This is a genomic window from Roseovarius maritimus (assembly GCF_043355895.2).
Lineage (GTDB): Bacteria > Pseudomonadota > Alphaproteobacteria > Rhodobacterales > Rhodobacteraceae > Roseovarius > Roseovarius maritimus.
In genome coordinates this window covers 198,688-218,394 of the sequence record NZ_JBHFPF020000001.1, presented here as the reverse complement: position 1 = coordinate 218,394, position 19,707 = coordinate 198,688, and the positions used below count along the sequence as shown (strand labels likewise).

Genomic DNA, 19,707 nt, shown 5'->3' with positions numbered 1-19,707 from the left:
GCCATGCGCGCGCCTCCTCGCCCCCTGCACCAATCCCCGCTGGCCCGGCTGCCGCTGATCCTGATTCTGGCGGCCATTGCGTCGGTGGCGATGTTCGTGCCGGCGCTGCATGCGCTGGCGCAGGGCGATCACACGGTGTCGCGGTCCTTCGGGTACTCCGGCGCGTTGGGGCTGGTCCTGATCGGGCTGATCGCGCTGGCGATGGGCGGAAACAAGCGCCGCGAGGCCAGCGATCTGGATAATCTCATGTCGCTCTCGCTTGCGTTCATCGCGCTGCCCGTCTTTCTCGCTATCCCGTTCTACGAAGGGCTGCGCACGACCTCTTTTCTCAATGCCTATTTCGAGATGGTCTCCTCGGTCACCACCACCGGCGCCACCATGTTCGACAAACCGGCGCGCCTGACCGGTAGTCTGCATCTGTGGCGCGGCATGGTCGGCTGGATGGGCGGTCTTCTGATGTGGATTGCTGCCTCGGCCATCCTTGCACCGCTCAACCTTGGAGGGTTCGAGGTAACGGCCACGGCCGAACCAGGACAGGGCGATGATCAGCAAGGCCGCTTTCAGCGGGCTGGATCGGGCCGGCGCGTGTGGCAAGTCACATCGGCACTGGCGCCGCTGTATATCGGCCTCACGGGAGCTCTCTGGCTTTTCCTTGCCGTCGGAGGCGACCGACCGCTGGTGGCGCTGATCCATGCCATGTCCACGATGGCAACCAGCGGTATCTCGCCCATCGGCGGCGTCGAGCAGGCCGGGTCCGGTATCGGGGGAGAGGTGGTCATCTTCTTTTTTCTGATGTTCGGATTGTCGCGGCTGACATTCTCTTCGGACACCGTCACCTCGGTGCGGCCGGGCCTTCATAACGATCCTGAATTTCGCCTCGGCATGCTGATCGTGCTGGCCGTTCCCGTGCTGCTTTTCTCGCGCCATTGGATCGCTGCGGCGGGCGCGGATCAGATGGACGATCTGGCATCGGCGCTCAGTGCCCTGTGGGGCGGGCTCTTCAGTATCGCGTCGTTCCTGTCGACCACCGGGTTCGAGAGCGCGCATTGGGATATCGCGCGCGACTGGTCGGGCCTCGGCACGCCGGGCTTGCTGCTGATGGGCGCCGCGCTGGTCGGTGGCGGCGTGGCTACCACTGCGGGCGGGGTCAAGCTCTTACGCGTCTATGCTCTTTACCTCAACGGCCAGCGCGAGATGGAGCGGCTGGTCCATCCCAACTCGGTAGGTCGTGCTGGCGCGCGCAGCCGCCGAATGCGGCGGCAGGGTGCCTTCGTGGCCTGGATCTTCTTCATGCTATTCGCGATGACGCTGGCGCTGATCACGGTGGTTCTGGCCGGTTTTGGCGTCGAGTTCGAGCAGGCGATCATCCTGGCCATCGCGTCCCTGTCCACCACCGGCCCGCTGACCCAGATCGCCGGAGAGGTACCCATCGCGCTGAACCTGATGGCTCCCGCGGCCAAGCTGGTGGTCTGCGCCGCGATGGTGCTGGGACGGCTGGAAATGCTGGCGGTCATCGCCCTGATCAGCCCGAGCCTCTGGCGCGACTGACTTGCACCGTCGCCGAGGCGCGCGGGCGAGGATTTGCCGGATCCGGCAACCTGCGGCAGTCATTTGATTTTAGGGCTGGAAACTCCATCTCTGGCGCTCCATATTGGTGGTTACCTATTACAAACACTCGAATGCCGATCCGCGGCATATTGCAAGAAAAATGGATTTGGGGACCAATATGGCATCAGACCGTCAAAACCTGCAGGACGCATTTCTCAATCAGGTGCGCAAGACCAAGACACCCGTGACGGTATTCCTGATCAACGGGGTGAAGTTGCAGGGCGTCATCACGTGGTTTGACAATTTCTGCATCCTGCTGCGCCGCGATGGCCAGTCGCAACTGGTTTACAAGCATGCGGTTTCGACAATCATGCCCTCGCAGCCGATCAGCCTTTATGACGGTGACGATGCGGCCTGATCGGCCCATCCTGAAAGTTCCTTCATGATCGACGATGACGAGTTCGAGCTGCGCCCAGATGCGGATGGCAGTTATGACACCCGAACGCGCGATACGCGCGCTTGGGTCGTGCATCCCGATATCTGGAAATCTGGCGGCCATTCGCGCAAGCCCGAGCTGGCGCTGGAAGAGGCAGTGGCGCTCGGCCATGCGCTGCCGGGCCTCGAGGTGCTGGGCAGCACCGTTGTGCGCCTGCCCAAGGTGCATCCGGGCAAGCTCTTTGGCAAAGGCAAGATCGCCGAGCTGAAGGCGCAGTTCGCCGCGAATGAGGTCGAACTGGTCCTTGTCGATGGCCCGGTCAGCCCTGTCCAGCAGCGCAATCTGGAAAAGGAATGGGGGGTCAAGATCCTTGACCGCACCGGCCTTATCCTCGAAATTTTCAGCGACCGCGCCGCGACCCGCGAGGGTGTGCTGCAGGTGGAAATGGCCGCTTTGTCCTACCAGCGCACACGCCTTGTCCGCGCCTGGACTCACCTCGAGCGTCAGCGCGGCGGACTCGGCTTTGTCGGCGGCCCCGGCGAGACGCAGATCGAGGCGGACCGCCGCGCCATCGACACACAGCTGGTGCGCCTGCGCCGGCAGCTTGACAAGGTGGCCAAGACACGCACGCTGCACCGCGCGGCGCGCGCCAAGGTGCCGTTTCCCATCGTTGCGCTGGTCGGCTATACGAACGCCGGGAAATCCACGCTTTTCAATCGCCTGACGGGCGCCGAGGTGATGGCCAAGGATATGCTTTTTGCCACGCTCGACCCGACGATGCGGCGCATCGCGCTGCCCGGCGGCGGGCCCGAGGTAATCCTGAGCGACACGGTGGGTTTCATCTCGGACCTGCCGACCGAGCTGGTCGCGGCCTTCCGCGCCACGCTGGAAGAAGTGCTGAGCGCCGATCTGATCTGCCATGTGCGCGACATCTCGCATCCCGAGACCGAGGCGCAGAAGACCGATGTCGAGGCGATCCTGGAGAGCCTCAAGGTCAGCGGTGATGTGCCACGCATCGAGATCTGGAACAAGATCGATCTGATGCCTGAGGAAGAGCGCGCCGCCCTGGTCACCCGTGCCGAACGGACCGAGGATGTGCAGGCCCTGTCCGCCGTTACGGGTGAAGGAATGGAGGCGCTTGTCAGCCTGATCGGCACCATGCTCACGGGCGACACGCGGGTCGAGCAGATTGATCTGCCCTATGCGGAGGGGCGCAAGCGGGCCTGGCTGCATGAGCAGGGTGTGATTGAGGAGGAGGCTCAGGGGGAGGACGGCTATCGCCTCACCGTCCGTTGGACCGCCCGTCAGCGCGCCGAATTCGACGCGCTGAACTAGGTCATTCCGCTTCGGGCGTCAGCACTGTCACACCCACAGCACCCGCGCGCGCCAGTTCGGGGTCCAGCGACATCGGGATATATTCGCCCCGCCGCCAGAGCTGCGCCAGATCATCGTAATGACGGCTGAGGAAATGGCCCGATTGCCCGGTCGCGATGACAAAGACGCTGCTACCGGGATCGGCGAAGTCGTAGACCCCGCGATAGCCCGCCGCGTGCACGTTGCTGAACGGCGCGTCCCCCGTGCCCGACGTGCGGCCGCGTTGCAGGGTATTGTCGCCGCCGCCCGTGGATTGGCGGATGTTCACGAAATAGCGCAGGAGCGGCACGTTACCCAGAACCGGGTGGTCATGCGCCGCCTGATGCGCGTCACCCCAGCGCAGCGATTCCAGCGCAGTGCCGTAGCGGTCCGATATCCAGACCAGCGCATCATCGAGCGCGAGCCGCGCGATATCGGTGCAGGTCTCGATCGGACTCGACTGCTTGACATCGCACCAGGCCGAGGCGCCGTCGACGTCGCGAAAGACCCGCTCGACAAAGACCGGATCGGTATGGGTGAACTCATCCGCCAGCGGCCCCAATTCGTCCTGCGCAAGGCGTTGGCCAAGCGCGCGCAGCCACGCGGCGTAGATCAGCGGTTCGGGGCGGTGCTCGTTCATCTCGCCATTCCATTCGGCCAATAGCTCCAGCGCGCGTTGGCGCAGGCGAAGGGGCGTGCCTTCGGGCGCGCTTTCGCCGGTGAACCACAGATCGGCACCGATCAGCGGCAAAAGAGAGCGGGCTGTGAAGCTGACCGTGTCGAGTTGTGCCTCGACAAAACTGTCGCGCGTATGCACCTCGCGGCCCTGCATCAGGCGCTGCCACCGATGAATGCGCTGCGTGTCGCCCCAAAGGTAGCTGACATGCGACGGAAAGGGGCGGTCCACGATCTTGTTGTTCGTGTTGCCCAGGATGCCGCCCGGCGGGTCGATGAATTCGGGATTGGCCGAATAGGGATAGCGCCCCTGCCAGCGGTTTTGGGGCAGCCAGCCGCGGCTGGGAAGGCGTCCTTCGGTATCATGCCCGGCGCTCCGGCGGGGCATGGCGCCGACCAGCTTCATCGCGATGCCGCGCTCGTCCGCCACGGTCAGGATCTGCGCGGGCGCGACGAACTCCTCACCGGCCGCAAGCGCCTCGTCGACACTGGCCGCGCGCATCAGGGCGATGCCCGCGCTCATCGTGGTGTCACGGGGACTGAGCGCGGTCCAGGAAACACTGGCGACATGGCCGGGCGGCGTGATCGTGCCCAGACTATATTGCGAGCCCGGCAGGACGGGGCCGTTCTCGGTATGGCGCAAGGTCAGCGTCACGGGCTCTTCGCCGTTGATTCTGATGATCGACCGGCGCGTGACAAACTCTGCAAAGCCGTCGGGCGTGCGATACTGGTCGGGGTTGTCGGGGTTGATCTCCTCGATATGAACGTCGAGATCATCGAGATAGGCCGAGGTGATGCCCCATCCCAGCTGGTCGCTGCGCCCCGAGAGCACCAGCGGCACACCGGGGATGGTGGCGCCGATGACGCCGCCTGAGGCCAGTTCGAGCCGGGCGAGATACCAGATGGACGGCGCCGTAAGGCCCAGATGCGGATCATTCGCCAGAAGAGTGCCGCCCGCCGCCGAGCGCGCAGGCGCGGCGGCAAAGGCGTTGGAGGCTCCGGCAAGATTGGCGGGCGCGATGGGCGATAGCGGTCCCTGAGGCGTAGGAACCCCGCGGGCAAAACGCGGCAGCGCGCCGGGTGCGAAATACGAGGCGTATTTCGGCAGCGCCGCGATGCCACTGCCGGGCGCGTCGGGCATGATATCCTCAAGCCGCGCGGGATCATCCAGTGCCAGAGACGTACGGGCGCGCAAAACCTCGTTTTGCAGATGGGGCGACATCTGGACGGCCATCAACTTGATGACGGCGATGGAATCGGCCGGCACCCAGGGCGCGATGGGCGCATTGAAGAGGAACATCTCGGGCGCGCCGCGCCCCAGCGCGCTTTCGTTGACTTCCGTCAGGCGGGCATTCACGCCGCGCGCATAGGCACTGAGCGCCGCGCGCGTCGCCGGATCCTGCCATTCGAGCGACTTACGCGCAGCGCCGTAGATATCGAAGCGGCGCATGAGTTGGTCGATGGCGAGACTGCGCTTGCCGAACACCTCCGACAGGCGCCCCTGCGCGCTGCGGCGCAAGATGGTCATCTGCCAAAGGCGATCCTGCGCATGGGCATATCCCAGCGCCTCGAACACATCCTCTTCGGATTGCCCGAAGATATGCGGCACATTGGCATTGTCGCGCACAATCTCGACTGGGGCCGACAGACTGGAGACGGTCAGCGTCTTGTCGTAGTCAGGCAAGGACCGCGACAACAGGAAATAAAGGGCAACAGCGGCCAGCACCGCCAGCGCAACAAGCGCGCCCGCGATCCGCATCAGCCATTTGAACACCTGTGCCATGACGCCCTGCCTTGTCATCTGCGCAGGGGATAGTCACAAAGGAGGTCAAGGACAATGGCCGTGCGCGGCAATGTGAACGGGAGAGAGACAAATGGCAAAGCTGGCATTTCTGGGCCTGGGGGTGATGGGCTATCCGATGGCGGGACATCTGGCAAAAGCAGGTCACGAGGTTCGCGTCTACAATCGCACCACCTCCAAGGCAGAGGCATGGGACGCCGAGCATGGCGGCAGTTTTGCGCCGACGCCGCGCGAGGCGGTGGAGGGGGCGGACTTCGTGATGGCCTGCGTTGGCAATGACGACGATCTGCGCAGCGTCTGCCTGGGCGATGACGGTGCCTTCGCCGCTATGAAAGGTGGCGCGGTATTTGTCGATCACACCACCGTCTCGGCTGCGGTGACCTCCGAGCTTTACGATGCGGCGGGCAAAGCTGGGTTCAAATTCGTCGATGCGCCCGTCTCGGGCGGGCAGGCGGGGGCAGAGAATGGCCAGCTTTCGATCATGTGCGGCGGCGACGAGGACGCCTATGCCGCCGCCGAGCCGATCATGCAGGTCTATGCCAAGCTCTGCCGCCGCATCGGCGCCTCGGGTGCGGGCCAAATGACCAAGATGTGTAACCAGATCGCCATTGCGGGCCTTGTTCAAGGCCTCAGCGAAGCGCTGCATTTCGCCGAGAAGGCCGGTCTGGACGGCGCCTCGGTGGTCGAGGTGATCAGCCAGGGCGCGGCGGGCAGCTGGCAGATGGCCAACCGCTGGGAGACGATGCTGGATGGCAAGTTCGAGCACGGCTTTGCGGTCGACTGGATGCGCAAGGATCTGGGGATCTGTCTCAAGACGGCGGATGAGAATGGCGCCGCCCTGCCGGTGACGGCGCTGGTCGACCAGTTTTACAAAGATGTGCAGAATATGGGCGGCGGTCGCTGGGATACATCCAGCCTGTTCAAACGCTTGCGCGAGATCGGGTGACGCGCCGCGCCTTGCGGGCGCTGGATTTGCGTATTTCGGAAAGATGAAAATTGGGGCGCGCTGCGGAATGCGGCGCGCCCCTTGGTTTCTGTGCCTATTCCGTCAGGTAGGGGACCGGATCAAGGCTGTCGAAGCCGTTGCGAACCTCGAAATGGACCGCTGCGGCGCCGGTCGACGGGATCTTGGCCAGCGTCTGGCCGCGGCTGACGCTGTCACCTGTTTTCACGGCCACATTGTCGACGTTGGAATAGACCGTCAGCAGGTTGCTGGCATGTTTCACGACGATGATCGGCGTGCCCTTGGTGTCCTTGGTAATGGCCGCAACCGTACCGCCATCCGCGGCCTTGACGGCGGTGCCGGGGCTGGCAGCGATGTCGATGCCATCATTCTTGCCCTTGGAATAGGGGCGCACGATATCGCCGCGCACCGGATAGCTCATCCGCGCCTTGGGGGCCGAAGCGATGGTTTGCTCCTTGCCCAGATCGGGGGCTTCCTTGGGGGCGGCCTGCGCCTGTGCGGCGGTCACGGTGTCCTCGGCGGGCAGGGGCTTGGCCGCGCTTGGGGGTTCGGGCGTGGGCGATCCTGCGCCCGGACGCACCGTCGCAGCGGGAACGTCACTGGCATCGAAGGCTGCCGTTTTCTCGCCGGGCAGGGCGACGGGAATGATCAGGTATTGCCCTTCGCGCACGGCGAAATCCGGGCCGAGGCCATTCCACTCAGCAAGGCTGCGGATCGACACGTTGTAGAGGCGCGCGATGGTATAGGCGGTCTCGCCGCGCGTCACCTGGTGGCGTACCGGCTCGACACCACTCTGGCTGGGGGCGGGCGAGAGGCTGCTTGTCTCGATCTGGCTGGGGGCGGCGTTGTCGATGGCCGCGCCCGCGATCTGCGTGATGTCGGTGCTGCCGGGCCGGATCGGACCGCCGGCAGGCTCGGCCACACGGCCAGGCAGGGCGATGACCTCACCCGCACGGAGCGGGTCGGTAGTCTGGATGCCGTTATAACGGGCCAGCGCGTTGGCGTCTGTGCCCACGCGCTGTGCCAGACTGGCGAGCGTATCGCCGCGCTGCGCCACGGCGACCTGGTAACCGGGATAGGAAATGATGCCGCGCGCGTCAGGCTCGGGCCTGTCAGCCGTGGCCGCGCGTGCCGCCTGCTCGGTGTCGAGCCCGCCGATTGGGCCACGCAGATCGAAATCCATTGTATCGCCGCAGGCCGCCATCGCCAGCAGGCAGGTGCCGGCCAGCAGGGCGTTCAGGCGGCACCACCGCACGGGAGGCGTCAGGGGGCGCGAATGGCTGCTCATGTCGTTCTCGTCCTCATGTTTGGCCCGGTTTGTGTCGGGGCATATCCTGTTTTACGTCTGGCGTCAGGCCGTATCGCGCCCCAGCCCCTCGATCAGCGGCACGAAGCGCACGGGCCGCAATTCATCATAGTCAAAACCGGCCTCAAGGCGGGTCACGCGGATCAGTCGCTGCACCGTGTCGGACTGGCCAACCGGAACAACCATGATACCGCCGATCTTGAGCTGGGCCAAGAGAGGTCCGGGCGGATCCTCGGCGGCGGCGGTCACCAGAATGCGGTCGAACGGGGCCTGATCGGGCAAGCCAAAACTGCCATCGGCGGTGAGCGCGGTGATATTGGTCAGATCGAGCGCGCGAAAGATCTCGCTGGCCTCCTGCACGAGGCGGCGATGCCGGTCGACCGTGTAGACGCGCCGCGCCAGGAGGCTGAGAATGGCCGCCTGGTAGCCCGAGCCGGTGCCGACCTCGAGCACCTTGTCGCGCCCGCTGAGCTTCAGCGCCTGTGTCATCAGCCCCACGACCGATGGCTGGCTGATCGTCTGGCCACAGGCGATCGGCAGGGGCATGTCCTCATAGGCCCGATCGGCGAAATAGCCGCGGATGAACGGGCCGCGGTCGATCCGCTCCATTGCCGTCAGCACGCGTGTATCCGTGATCCCCTTCGAGCGGAGCGCGAAGAGGAACTGCATCTTGCGTTCGGCGGGATCGTCTTGCGCGTCGGTCATTCGATGGCTTTCAGCGACTCCAGCATATCATGCGCCGTCAGGTCCGCGCGCATCGGGGTGGCCGAAATATAGCCGTCAAGATTGACCGCCGCATCCGAGCCGGGCGAGGTCGGCTGCTGCTGCGGCGCGCCCGTGACCCAGAGAAACCGGCGGCCCGAGGGCGACAGGTGCGGCTGCACGCCAAAGCCCATGTCGCGCCGGAACCCCTGCCGCGCGGCGCGCAAGCCCTTGACGTCGCGGGCGGGGACGGGCGGGAAATTGACGTTGTAGAAGATGCCGTAATCGTCGCGGGTCCAGACGCCCTTGTCCAGAAGGCGTTGAACGGTGTCCAGACCATGCGCGCGCGAAGCCTCGAACGTGTCGTCCAAATCCTTGTTGGCCGGCCCGTAGAACTGACTGAGCGCGATGGAGCGGATGCCATTCAGCGCAGCCTCCATTGCGGCGCCCAGCGTGCCGGAATAGACCGCGTTTTCGGCCGCGTTGTTGCCGCGGTTGACCCCCGACAACACCAGATCGGGCGGGCTGCCCTTGAGAATGTCATGCAGGCCCGCCAGAACGCAATCGGCCGGGCTGCCCTGCACGGCGTAGCGGCGCGGGGCCATCTCGCTGACCATCATCGGTTGCGTGTAGGAAATCGCGTGCCCGACGCCCGATTGCTCGAAGGCGGGCGCCACGCACCACACCTCGCCCCTAGGGCCGGCCAGCGCCTCCGCGATCTCGGTCAGCACTTGCAGCCCCGGCGCGTTGATGCCGTCGTCATTGGTGATGAGTATGCGCATTATCGCCTCTTGCCTGTGCCGCCCGCACCCCTCTCTACCGGTCGCGCCGGAGACGGGCAAGCGCCTGCACCGCTTCGGATGAACGATAGCTCTTGATCGACGATGGAAACGACCCTAATCGGCAACGCTCTTGGAGGGAGACATTGCATGACGACTCGCAGTATGACGACCACGTTTGAGATATCCGGCTCGGTATTGGCAATGGCCTATGCCCTGTTGATCGCATCCAATACCGGCAACGAAATGCTGGGCTTCAGCCTGCTTCTGGTCTCGTCTGCGCTTTTCGCAGGCTGGGCGGTGATTGATGCGCGCTGGACCTTTCTGCTGCTGCAAGCATTTTATGCGACTTCCGCAATCATCGGTCTGGTTCGCTGGGCCTGATCGGCCCGGCAGAGGGCCCTCAGCCCATCAAGGACAGCAGGCGGCGCGCCTCGGTCCCGGCATCGGCCAGCGCCTCGCGGTCCTCGCCGGGGTGAAAGCGCGCGCGCGTCGCCGTGGCCATCGGGCCGGGACTGACAATATGGACCTTTGGGCCGTGCCTGGCGCTTTCGGCCTGCCACGAGCGAGCAAGGGCGATCTGCGCGGCCTTGGTCGAGCCATAGGCGCCCGCAAATTTCTCGCCCGCCTTGAAATCCTCGAAGAACATCGCCTGTCCATCCTCGCCCAGAAGCGGCGCGATAAAGGGGATGAGATAGCCAGTCGCAGTGACGTTTGTTGCAACGGATTTGTCCCAGTCGCGCGCGTCCAGATGCGCGGCCAGTGTCAGGGGCGCGGCATGCACGGCGGTATGCGCCCAGAAATGGATGCGGCCCCAACGGTCATGAATGCTGCGGCAAAGCTGCCGCATCGCATCTGCATTGGTGATGTCCATGGGCGCCAGCGTGGCCGAATGGCCCGCCGCCTGAATGCGGTCGTCCAGCTCTTCGAGCGCGCCGGTGGTGCGGGCGACGGCGACGACGTGATGCGAGGCCGCGAGTTCTAGGGCGAGGGCCGCGCCAAGACCGCGCGAGGCACCAGTGATGAGGGCTACTTGTGTCATGTGCGCGGTTTGCACCCCATGCGCGGCGGCGTCAAGCACCGCGCTTGCGTCGTTATGCTGCGCGCGCCAGCCGCGCCCCCGCGGAGGTTGCAGATCTGCCGGCGGGGGCTATAGTTTCACGGTATTCATTAGATCCCGAGGAGGTCCAGATGCCGGACGGAACCAATATTGGCAAGGCACAGCGCAGTGTTGTCGTCAACGATTTCACCAATAGCGTTCTCGACCCGAACCAGCCCATGCTGGGGCCGGTCGAGAACGGCGGCACGATCATCGCGAATACCGCGCCGGGATGCTGGGGGCCGATGATCACGCCCAGCCTGCGGGGCGGCCACGAGGTGACGCAGCCCATTTACGTCGAGGGTGCCGAGGTGGGCGACGGGGTCGCCATCCGGATCCGGGACATCACGGTGACATCCATCGCCACCGCATCGGGACATGACAGCTCGCCCGAGGGGTTCTGCCTGGGTGATCCTTATGTGGCTGCGCGTTGCCCGGTCTGCGATAAAGTCTGGCCCGAGACCCATATCGAGGGCGTGGGGCAGGATTCGGTCAAATGCGATAGCTGCGGCAATGCGGTGAAGCCCTTCGAGATCGTGCATGGCTACACCGTCACCTTCGACGACACCCGCGCCGTGGGCCTGACCGTGCCCAAGGAGGCGGCGGAAAAAATGGCGGGTGAGGCCGATCACTATTCTGCGCTGCCCGATCAGAGCCGGCAACATTCCATCCTGCACTATGCGCCCTCCGACATGCCCGGCACCCTCGTGCGTATGCGCCCTTTCATGGGCCAGCTAGGCACTTGCCCTTCCATGCCTATGCCCGACAGCCACAATGCGGGCGATTTCGGCGCGTTCTTGGTGGGCGCGCCGCATGAATATGGCATCACGCCCGAGCAACTGGCCGAGCACAAGACAGACGGCCATATGGACATCGACGCGGTGCGCGCGGGCTCGATCCTTGTGGCGCCGGTCAAGGTGCCGGGCGCAGGTGTCTATATGGGCGACATGCATGCCGGGCAGGGCGATGGCGAGATCGCCGGCCACACGATGGACGTCTCGGGCAGCGTCACCCTCCAAGTCGAAGTGGTGAAGGCCTACCCACTGGACGGGCCGGTCCTATTCCCGCTGGAAGAAGACCTGCCGCCCATGGCCAAGCCTTTCACGGAAGTCGAGAAAGCCAAGGGACAGCGCCTTGCCGCCAAATGGGGCGTGTCCGATATAGAGGCACTGGCTCCGATTTCGGTCATCGGCACGGCGGCCAATCTCAACGATGCGATCGAGAACGGTCTGGCCCGCGCGGCCAAGCTGCTCGATGTCAGCGTTGCCGAGATCCGGAACCGCGCGACGATCAACGGCGCAATCGAGATCGGCCGCGCGCCGGGCGTCATTCAGGTGACGTTCCTTGCGCCTCTGGCCAAGCTCGACGCGGTCGGACTGGGCGATTACGCGCGCGAGTAATACGGCCTCTGAGGCACCGAACAACAAAAACCCGCGCGCCATACCCTCTGGCGCGCGGGTTTTTGTCAGGCAGCTTCGAGAAGCTACGCGCGGATTATTCTGCCGCTTTCAACTCGAACCCCTGCTCAATCTGGTCGGATGGCCGCACCGGATACTCGCCCGAGAAGCAGGCATCGCAATATTGCGGGCTGGACGCATCGCGGCCGGTCGCTTCGCCGACCGCGCGATATAGCCCATTGAGCGAGATGAACTTGAGGCTGTCCACCGCCAGATGCTGGCGCATTTCATCCTCGGACATGGTCGCAGCCAGCAGCTTGTCGCGCTGGGGCGTGTCGACACCGTAGAAGCAGGGCCATGCGGTGGGCGGCGACGCGATTCTGAAATGTACCTCTGCGGCTCCGGCATCCAGGATCATCTCGCGGATCTTGCGGCTGGTGGTGCCGCGCACGACGCTGTCATCGACGAGGATCACGCGCTTGCCCTCGATCAGGGCGCGGTTGACGTTGAGCTTGAGGCGCACACCCATATTGCGGATCTGCTCGGTCGGCTCGATGAAGGTGCGGCCCATATACTGGTTGCGGATGATGCCCATCGCGTAGGGGATCCCGGATTCCTGGCTGAAGCCGATGGCGGCAGGCACGCCCGAATCCGGCACGGGGCAGACGAGGTCCGCCTCGACCGGGCTTTCCTTGGCCAGCTCGACGCCGATCTGGCGGCGCGTCTCATAGACGCTGCGGTCGCCGATGATGCTATCGGGGCGGCTGAAATAGACATGCTCGAAGATGCAGAAGCGGGGCTTTTGCTTGCGAAAGGGAAAATGGCTCTCCACCCCGCTCTTGGTGATGACCACCAACTCGCCCGGGGCGACTTCACGGATATACTTGGCCCCGATAATGTCGAGCGCACAGGTCTCACTGCTCAGCACCCAGCCATCCCCGACCTGTCCCAGAACCAGCGGGCGCACGCCAAGCGGGTCACGCACGCCGATCAGCTTTGTCCGGGTCATGGCGACCACCGAGAACGCGCCCTCGACCCTGCGCAGCGCATCCTCCATCCGCTCGGGGATGGTGCGTTGCAGGCTACGGGCCATCAGGTGGATAATGCACTCGGAGTCCGAATTCGACTGAAAGATGCTGCCGCGCTCGATCAGTTCCTTGCGCAGCGCCATGGCGTTGGTGATGTTGCCGTTATGCGCAATCGCCGCGCCGCCCATGGCGAATTCGCCAAAAAAGGGCTGCACATCGCGGATCACCGGCATCTTGCCGCCCGAGGTGGAGTACCGAACATGGCCGATGGCGAGCTCGCCGGGCAGCGTCTCCATCAGGCTCTGTTTGGTGAAGTTGTCGCGCACATAGCCAAAGCGGCGGGCGCTATTGAACCCTTCACTGGCGCAATAGCTGACGATGCCGCCGGCCTCTTGTCCGCGATGTTGCAGCGCGTGCAGACCAAGCGCGGTGAAGTTCGCAGCGTCGGGAACGCCGATGACGCCAAAGACGCCGCATTCCTCCTTGAGCTTGTCGCCGTCATCCGCGTCGCGCAGATAGGATGTATCGAAGGGATGGGCGGGAGGCATGATTTTGGTCAAAGGGGCGCTCCGAATCCGGTTTTCACAGATGTGTCACACATAAGGACTGATGGCGCCCGTGTCACGGCATGATCTCGCCGAAGTGATCCGGGGCGCGCCTCACCAGCGCGACAGGATCACACCGCCCGCCACCAGCGCGGTCGACAGAAGGCGTGTCGGGCTGATCGTATGCTGGGCGACGCCGAACGCGCCGAAATGATCCAAGAGGAGCGCTGCGCCCATCTGGCCGAAGATCATCAGCGAGGCCGTGGTGACCACCCCCAGCAGTGGAACGCTCCAAAGCGCGGCGAAGACAAAGACGGCCCCCATCGCGCCCCCGACCAGCAGCCAGGGCTGAACCGCGCGCACGCGCAGCAGGCTCTCCCCGTCGCCGACGGCGAATGTGGCAATCAGAAGAACCGCAAAACCGACAGCGAAGGACACGGTGGCGGCCCCGATGGGGCTGCCGATGCTGCGCCCGAGGGCGGCATTGATGGGCGCCTGGCTTGCGATCATCGCCCCAGCGACCGCCATGAGGACGGTCGCGATGAGGATTTGATTGGTCACCTGGCCCTCACTCCGCCGGTTCAGCCGGGGTGATGGTGCCCTCTGCCGGTGCGTCGGTTGCAGGCGCCTCGGGCGCGTCGCAGGCACCGACAAGCGCCTCGTATTGCGCGGTGATCCATCCCAGCGCCTGCTCGGGATTGCCGTCCTCGATCTTGCCGGTCATCTGGCTGAACACCCGCGCCGAGCGGCTATCGTCGATCATCTGGATATCCTGCCCGGTGACGACGGTGTCATAGACGAAATAGGCAATCGCCACGAGCAAGACGCCGCGCGCGACCCCAAAGACAAAGCCAAGCCCCTGATCCAGCCCGCCAAGCGCCGAGCGCTGCACCAGCGAGGAAAAGAGCGGCGTGATGAAGGAGGCGACGATCAGCGCCACGGCAAAAACCAGGGCAAAGGCGCCGATCATGCTCAGCTCGCAGCTGTCGGCGATGAAATCTCCGACCATCGGGATTTCCTTGATCAGCGGTTCGACCTGCGGCGCAAACATGAAAGCCAGGATGCCGGCCACGATCCATCCCGCGATGGCCAGCGCCTCGCGCACGAAGCCTCGGCTATAGGCCAGCAATGCTGACAGAACGATAACCAGCGCCACCACGCCGTCGATAATGGTAAATCCGTCCATGTCGCCCCGATCCTGATGCGCGCTTATCCCGCGCCGAAAATGTCACCTACGAAACCGGTCAAGTCCGCCGCACGCGTCAGTCTCAGACCACTCTTCCCGCCGGATTTGCCACCCTCGGGAAGGATTGCCGCCGTGAAACCAAGTTTTTCCGCTTCTTTCAACCTGTTTTCGGTCTGGCTTACCGGACGAAGCGCCCCGGAGAGGCTAATTTCCCCAAAAACCACCGTATCTGCGGGTAGGGCGGCGTCTTCTCGCGCAGAGAGAAGCGCGGCGGCGACGGCCAAATCGGCGGCTGGCTCGGTAATTTTCATACCGCCTGCGACGTTCAGGTAAACGTCGAGCCCGGCAAACGGGATGCCGACGCGCGATTCGAGCACGGCGAGGATCATAGAGAGGCGCGCGCCATCCCAGCCCACCACGGCACGGCGGGGCTGGCTATGGGGCGACGGTGCGACCAGTGCCTGCAACTCGCACAGAACGGGCCGCGTGCCTTCGATACCGGCGAAGACCACCGATCCGGGCGAGGGCGTGCCGCGCTCTGACAGGAACAGCGCCGAAGGGTTCGTGACCTGCGCAAGGCCCGCGCCGGTCATCTCGAACACACCGATCTCGTCGGCGGGGCCGAAGCGGTTCTTGACCGCACGCAGGATGCGGAACTGATGACCGCGCTCGCCTTCGAAATAGAGAACCGTGTCGACCATATGCTCGACCACCCGCGGGCCGGCAATCTGGCCGTCCTTGGTAACGTGGCCAACAAGGACCACGCTGACGCCCTTTCGCTTGGCAAAACTGGTCAGCTCATGCGCGGCGGCGCGCACCTGTGAAACGCTGCCCGGCGCGCTGCCGATGGTATCCAGCCACATGGTCTGGATCGAATCGATGATGACCAGTTGCGGCTTTTCCACCTCGATGGTCGTCAGGATGTCGCGCAAATTCGTCTCGGCGGCCAGCTGCACATTCGCGCCCGAGAGGCCCAGACGCTCGGCCCGCATGCGCACCTGCGCGCTGGCCTCTTCGCCCGAGACGTAGATCGTCTTCAGCCCCTGGTCCGCGAAACTGGCCGCCGCCTGCAGCAGCAGCGTGGATTTACCGATGCCCGGATCGCCGCCCACAAGGATCGCCGAGGCAGGAACGAGGCCGCCACCCAGTACGCGGTCCAGCTCATTCAGGCCCGAGCCGGTGCGCGGCGGCGGCGCCTCCTTGGCCGAAAGATCGCTCAGCGTCATGCCGGTGCCGCGCTTGGCGCCCAGCGAGTTCGCGGCAGGGCCGGCGCTCAGCCCCTCATCCTCCTGAATGGTGTTCCACGCGCCGCACGCATCGCAACGGCCGGACCATTTGCTATGGACCGCGCCGCAAGCCGTGCAGGTGAATGTCGGTTGGTTCTTTGCCATGCGCCGCTCATGCCCCAAGCGGGCAGGGCAGTCAAATGCCCAGATCGCTACTCGGCGGCGGTCTTGGTCACGTCCACAAGGCCGCGTAGGCCGCGTGGCGCGTCGGCGGTTTCAAGCTCGGAAGGAACGGTCTTGAGATCGTCCTTGAGCCGTCCCAACTGACTGCGCGCAACACTTTCATCAAGATCGACGCGGCTGGCCCAGTGTTTCAATTCCTGGCAGACCAGCTTGGCCTTTTCCAATCGTGCCTCGAAGGCCTCAATTTCCTGCTGGCGCTGGATCAGGAAGACGCGGGCGCGGGCAACCTTTTCGTCCAAGTAGGTCTCGGCCAATTCGCGGCTGAGATAGGACATCTGAGCCGCCACCTCCAGCATCGCAGGCTCCAGCGTGCCGAGGTCGGGATGCTCGTTGAGATGCGCAAGCCGCTCGCGCACTGCGTCGAACGCGGAATGGATGTCAAAGACACCCGCCCGGTCGGCGGCATGAGCGGCGGCATAGGCGCGCGCCACATCTTCCATGTTGATGGCAAAGCGCCGGTGAGAGTTCTCAAGCTGCATGATCCGCGCATTCGACGGCAGGAAAAAGCACAGCATCACCGCCAGCGCGGTCACGCCGATCTGGAATGCCTGACCGGCAGCGGCGTAGGGTGTCCCGCCGATTCGCGCACTGATCTCCAGCCATGGCAGCAGCCCCAGCGCGGCCATGACAGTCACCGTCAACAGGGACAGCGTGCTTGCGCACCATTCCTGCCGTTCACGAAGGAAATAATGAAAATTTGCGCGTCATCGCGAAATCGTGTGTTCAAATTGCCCGATGGCGGCTGTTTGTTTCGGCCTGGGGGACAATCAAATGGGCAGCGCGATGGGTGTCTGAACTAACGCACGGCCTCGATCGGGCCGCTTGCGCGGCCATGGATGAACTGGTCGAGATAGGGATCGCCGGAATTGTCCATCTGGCTCACCGGGCCGGTCCACTGAATCACCCCGTCATGCAGCATGGCGATATTGTCGGCGATGGCGCGTACTGAGGTCATGTCATGGGTGATGGTCATCGCGGTTGCGCCCATCTCGGTCACGATCTCGCGGATGAGGTCGTTGATGACGCCCGCCATGATCGGGTCGAGACCGGTCGTCGGCTCGTCGAAGAAGATGATCTCGGGTTCGGCGGCAATAGCGCGGGCAAGGCCGACGCGCTTTTGCATGCCACCCGACAGTTCGGCCGGGAATTTGTCGGCCTGCTCGGGGGTGAGACCCACGCGGCGCAACTTCTCGATGGCGATCTCGCGCGCCTCATGCGGAGGCCGCTTGAGCGAGCCGCGCAAGAGGCGGAACGAGACATTCTGCCAGACGGGCAGCGAATCAAACAGCGCGCCGCCCTGAAACAGCATCCCGAAGCGCGCCAGAAACGCATCGCGGTCGCCGCGCGTGGCGTCTTTGCCATCCAGCAGGATCGTGCCGCTATCGGGTGGCACGAGGCCGAGGATGGATTTCAGCAGGACCGACTTGCCGGTGCCGGAGCCCCCGATGATGACCATCGACGTGCCGCTGTCGATCGTCAGATCCACGCCCCGCAGAACGTGATTGGTGCCAAAGGCCTTGCGGACGTTTTCGAGGGTGATCATGCCGAGAAAAACACCTCTGTCAGGACGTAGTTGCTGGCGAGGATCAGCACCGAGGCGGTGACGACGGCGGATTTGGTCGCACGGCCCACACCCTGCGCGCCCCGGCCCGAATTCATTCCGTAATAGCAGCCCATCAGCGCCACGATAAAGCCAAAGACGGCCCCCTTGATCATGCCGCTGATGACGTCCCAGGATTCCAGAAAATCCAGCGTGTTATGCATGTAGGTGGCCGCATTGAAATCCAGCCGTGCGACCCCCACCGCGAAGCCGCCCATGATGCCGATCACGTCGCCCACGCCCACCAGCAGCGGCACGGCAAGCGTCGCGGCCAGAACGCGCGGCAGGGTGAGGTATTTCATCGGATTGGTGGAAAGTGTTGTGAGCGCGTCGATCTGCTCGGTCACCTTCATCGTGCCGATTTCGGCAGCAATCGAGGAGGCCACGCGCGCCGCCACCATCAGCCCGCCCAAGACGGGCCCAAGCTCGCGCGTCAGTCCAATGGCCACGATGGAGGGCACCACCGTCTCCGCATTGAAACGCGCGCCGCCCGCATAGATCTGCAAAGCCAGCGCCCCGCCCGTAAACAGCGCAGTCAGGCCGACGACCGGCAAGGAGAGCCAGCCGATCTGGATCAGCGCATGATAGAACTCGCGCCCGTAAAAGGGCGGCCGGGCCAGATGCGACACCGTCCTACCGGCGAAGAGCGAGACACGCCCAACCCCGGCAAGCGCCGCCAGAACATGACGTCCCAACGCCGCCAAGAGGCTGAAAATCACGCTCATGCGCCCAGGTACCGCCGTGTATAGCGCGCGCCAAGCGCGGTTAGGATTTCGTAGCCAATGGTGCCGGCCGCATCGCCGATGTCGTCGATACCCTGATCTGGCCCCAGCAGCGAAACCGACTTGGGATCACCTGCCACCTCCGTGATATCGACGCCGATCAGGTCCATCGACACGCGTCCGGCCAAAGGGCAGCAAACATCATCCACCCATACCGATGCGCGTCCGGCCAGCGACCGAAACAGCCCGTCGGCATAGCCGGCCGAAAGGGTCGCGATGCGGCTGGGGCGCTGTGCACGCCAAGTGCCGTTATATCCGACAACTTCGCCGGCGGCGACGTCGCGACACTGGATCACCGGAATATCCAGCGACACCACGGGACGTGCATCCGTAAAAGGGCGCCCGCCAAAAAGGCCGATGCCGGGCCGGGTGACATCGAAGTGAAAAGCCTTGTCCAGCAGCACACCCCCGGTATTGGCCAGGCTCAACGGGCAGTCGAGCCCTGCTGTCATCTCGCGGAAAGTCTGGAGTTGCTGGCGATTCATATCGTCGCCGGGATCTTCGGAGGCGGCCAGATGGCTGAGGATCAGCTGCGGGCCTTTGGCCATGGCGATGTCACGCACGGCTGACCATTCGCTGGGCTCCATGCCCAGACGGTTCATGCCCGTGTCGAGTTGCAGCGCAAAGGGATGGCCCGGCAATGCCTCCAGATGGCGGATCATCTGGTCAAGAGAATTGAGCACAGGCGTCAGATCCATGTCGCCCAGCATGTCCGCATCTCCGGCCATATGACCCGACAGCACGTAGATCATCGGACCGGGGCCAAGGGCGGTGCGCAGGGCCGCGCCTTCCTCGGCCACGGCAACGAAGAAAGTTCGCGCGCCAGCACGGGCCAGGGCACGACCCACCCGCGCGGCTCCCAGGCCATAAGCATCTGCCTTGACGACGGCGGCGGTCTCGGCGCGGCTCATCGCGGCCAAGACCTGCCAGTTGGCGGTCACTGCATTCAGATCGACGGTAAGGGTGGCTGTGCTCATGGTCGGCCTTTTGACACGGGCGCGCGCAGGGTCAAGACCAAAGCGCGGGGCAGGGGCGGC

At 64.5% G+C, this 19,707-nt stretch carries 19 protein-coding genes; 6 read left to right on the top strand and 13 right to left on the bottom strand.

Translation table 11 applies throughout. The features are described 5' to 3' along the window. The first annotated feature begins 3 nt into the window (after nucleotides 1-3). The 3 genes from ACEWPM_RS01025 (at nucleotide 4) to hflX (ending at nucleotide 3,319) form a co-directional block, all read left to right on the top strand. The gene (locus tag ACEWPM_RS01025) at nucleotides 4-1,548 is read left to right on the top strand and encodes a TrkH family potassium uptake protein (RefSeq protein WP_393960631.1); all 1,545 of its coding nucleotides are present in this window, start codon (nucleotides 4-6) and stop codon (nucleotides 1,546-1,548) included. Nucleotides 1,549-1,726: 178 nt separating this feature from the next. Then, a complete protein-coding gene (hfq, locus tag ACEWPM_RS01020; protein ID WP_336424422.1) occupies nucleotides 1,727-1,966 on the top strand; it encodes an RNA chaperone Hfq in 240 nt (79 codons plus the stop codon). Nucleotides 1,967-1,990: 24 nt separating this feature from the next. Further along, nucleotides 1,991-3,319: a GTPase HflX gene (gene hflX, locus ACEWPM_RS01015; protein WP_393960630.1), complete on the top strand. Its 1,329-nt coding sequence runs from the start codon at nucleotides 1,991-1,993 to the stop codon at nucleotides 3,317-3,319. Between the two features lies 1 nt (nucleotide 3,320). On the opposite strand, the gene ACEWPM_RS01010 is transcribed toward hflX, so the two are convergent. Further along, on the bottom strand, nucleotides 3,321-5,795 hold the full coding sequence (locus ACEWPM_RS01010) for a penicillin acylase family protein (protein WP_393960629.1): 2,475 nt from the start codon (nucleotides 5,793-5,795) through the stop codon (nucleotides 3,321-3,323). Between the two features lie 91 nt (nucleotides 5,796-5,886). Here ACEWPM_RS01010 and ACEWPM_RS01005 point away from each other — a divergent pair, with 91 nt between their 5' ends. Then, nucleotides 5,887-6,759 carry an NAD(P)-dependent oxidoreductase gene (locus ACEWPM_RS01005; protein WP_393960628.1) on the top strand — a complete coding sequence of 291 codons (873 nt, stop codon included), beginning with the start codon at nucleotides 5,887-5,889 and terminating at the stop codon, nucleotides 6,757-6,759. A 94-nt stretch (nucleotides 6,760-6,853) separates the two neighbouring features. Here ACEWPM_RS01005 and ACEWPM_RS01000 read toward each other — a convergent pair whose 3' ends face one another. The 3 genes from ACEWPM_RS01000 to surE form a co-directional block, all read right to left on the bottom strand. Next, complete coding sequence (locus tag ACEWPM_RS01000; protein WP_393960627.1) at nucleotides 6,854-8,065, bottom strand: LysM peptidoglycan-binding domain-containing protein; 1,212 nt, start codon at nucleotides 8,063-8,065, stop codon at nucleotides 6,854-6,856. Between the two features lie 63 nt (nucleotides 8,066-8,128). Further along, nucleotides 8,129-8,788 carry a protein-L-isoaspartate(D-aspartate) O-methyltransferase gene (locus ACEWPM_RS00995; protein ID WP_393960626.1) on the bottom strand — a complete coding sequence of 220 codons (660 nt, stop codon included), beginning with the start codon at nucleotides 8,786-8,788 and terminating at the stop codon, nucleotides 8,129-8,131. Then, nucleotides 8,785-9,567 (bottom strand): 5'/3'-nucleotidase SurE, encoded by a 783-nt coding sequence (gene surE / locus ACEWPM_RS00990; RefSeq protein WP_393960625.1) that lies wholly within the window; start codon nucleotides 9,565-9,567, stop codon nucleotides 8,785-8,787. The genes ACEWPM_RS00995 and surE overlap by 4 nt, the downstream gene beginning before the upstream one ends. 147 nt (nucleotides 9,568-9,714) lie before the next feature. Between surE and ACEWPM_RS00985 the strand changes: the two genes are divergently transcribed. Next, nucleotides 9,715-9,948 (top strand): hypothetical protein, encoded by a 234-nt coding sequence (locus ACEWPM_RS00985; RefSeq protein ID WP_393960624.1) that lies wholly within the window; start codon nucleotides 9,715-9,717, stop codon nucleotides 9,946-9,948. Nucleotides 9,949-9,967: 19 nt separating this feature from the next. On the opposite strand, the gene ACEWPM_RS00980 is transcribed toward ACEWPM_RS00985, so the two are convergent. Further along, nucleotides 9,968-10,606, bottom strand: a complete 639-nt coding sequence (locus ACEWPM_RS00980) for an SDR family NAD(P)-dependent oxidoreductase (RefSeq protein WP_393960623.1) — start codon at nucleotides 10,604-10,606, stop codon at nucleotides 9,968-9,970. Between the two features lie 149 nt (nucleotides 10,607-10,755). On the opposite strand from ACEWPM_RS00980, the gene ACEWPM_RS00975 reads away from it, so the two are divergent. Then, entirely contained in the window at nucleotides 10,756-12,063 is a 1,308-nt protein-coding gene (locus tag ACEWPM_RS00975; protein ID WP_393960622.1) for an acetamidase/formamidase family protein, read from the top strand. A gap of 94 nt (nucleotides 12,064-12,157) precedes the next feature. On the opposite strand, the gene purF is transcribed toward ACEWPM_RS00975, so the two are convergent. The 8 genes from purF to alr form a co-directional block, all read right to left on the bottom strand. Beyond that, on the bottom strand, nucleotides 12,158-13,636 hold the full coding sequence (gene purF, locus ACEWPM_RS00970; protein ID WP_393960985.1) for an amidophosphoribosyltransferase: 1,479 nt from the start codon (nucleotides 13,634-13,636) through the stop codon (nucleotides 12,158-12,160). Between the two features lie 111 nt (nucleotides 13,637-13,747). Beyond that, a complete protein-coding gene (locus tag ACEWPM_RS00965) occupies nucleotides 13,748-14,194 on the bottom strand; it encodes a DMT family transporter (RefSeq protein ID WP_393960621.1) in 447 nt (148 codons plus the stop codon). Nucleotides 14,195-14,201: 7 nt separating this feature from the next. Further along, entirely contained in the window at nucleotides 14,202-14,819 is a 618-nt protein-coding gene (locus ACEWPM_RS00960; RefSeq protein ID WP_393960620.1) for a CvpA family protein, read from the bottom strand. Nucleotides 14,820-14,842: 23 nt separating this feature from the next. Further along, the gene (gene radA / locus ACEWPM_RS00955; RefSeq protein WP_393960619.1) at nucleotides 14,843-16,210 is read right to left on the bottom strand and encodes a DNA repair protein RadA; all 1,368 of its coding nucleotides are present in this window, start codon (nucleotides 16,208-16,210) and stop codon (nucleotides 14,843-14,845) included. Between the two features lie 47 nt (nucleotides 16,211-16,257). After that, the gene (locus ACEWPM_RS00950; RefSeq protein ID WP_393960984.1) at nucleotides 16,258-16,923 is read right to left on the bottom strand and encodes a DNA repair protein; all 666 of its coding nucleotides are present in this window, start codon (nucleotides 16,921-16,923) and stop codon (nucleotides 16,258-16,260) included. Between the two features lie 161 nt (nucleotides 16,924-17,084). Then, nucleotides 17,085-17,831 carry an ABC transporter ATP-binding protein gene (locus tag ACEWPM_RS00945; protein ID WP_393960618.1) on the bottom strand — a complete coding sequence of 249 codons (747 nt, stop codon included), beginning with the start codon at nucleotides 17,829-17,831 and terminating at the stop codon, nucleotides 17,085-17,087. Further along, nucleotides 17,828-18,613: an MlaE family ABC transporter permease gene (locus ACEWPM_RS00940; protein WP_393960617.1), complete on the bottom strand. Its 786-nt coding sequence runs from the start codon at nucleotides 18,611-18,613 to the stop codon at nucleotides 17,828-17,830. The genes ACEWPM_RS00945 and ACEWPM_RS00940 overlap by 4 nt, the downstream gene beginning before the upstream one ends. Continuing rightward, nucleotides 18,610-19,647: an alanine racemase gene (gene alr, locus ACEWPM_RS00935; protein WP_393960616.1), complete on the bottom strand. Its 1,038-nt coding sequence runs from the start codon at nucleotides 19,645-19,647 to the stop codon at nucleotides 18,610-18,612. The genes ACEWPM_RS00940 and alr overlap by 4 nt, the downstream gene beginning before the upstream one ends. Between the last annotated feature and the right edge of the window lie 60 nt (nucleotides 19,648-19,707).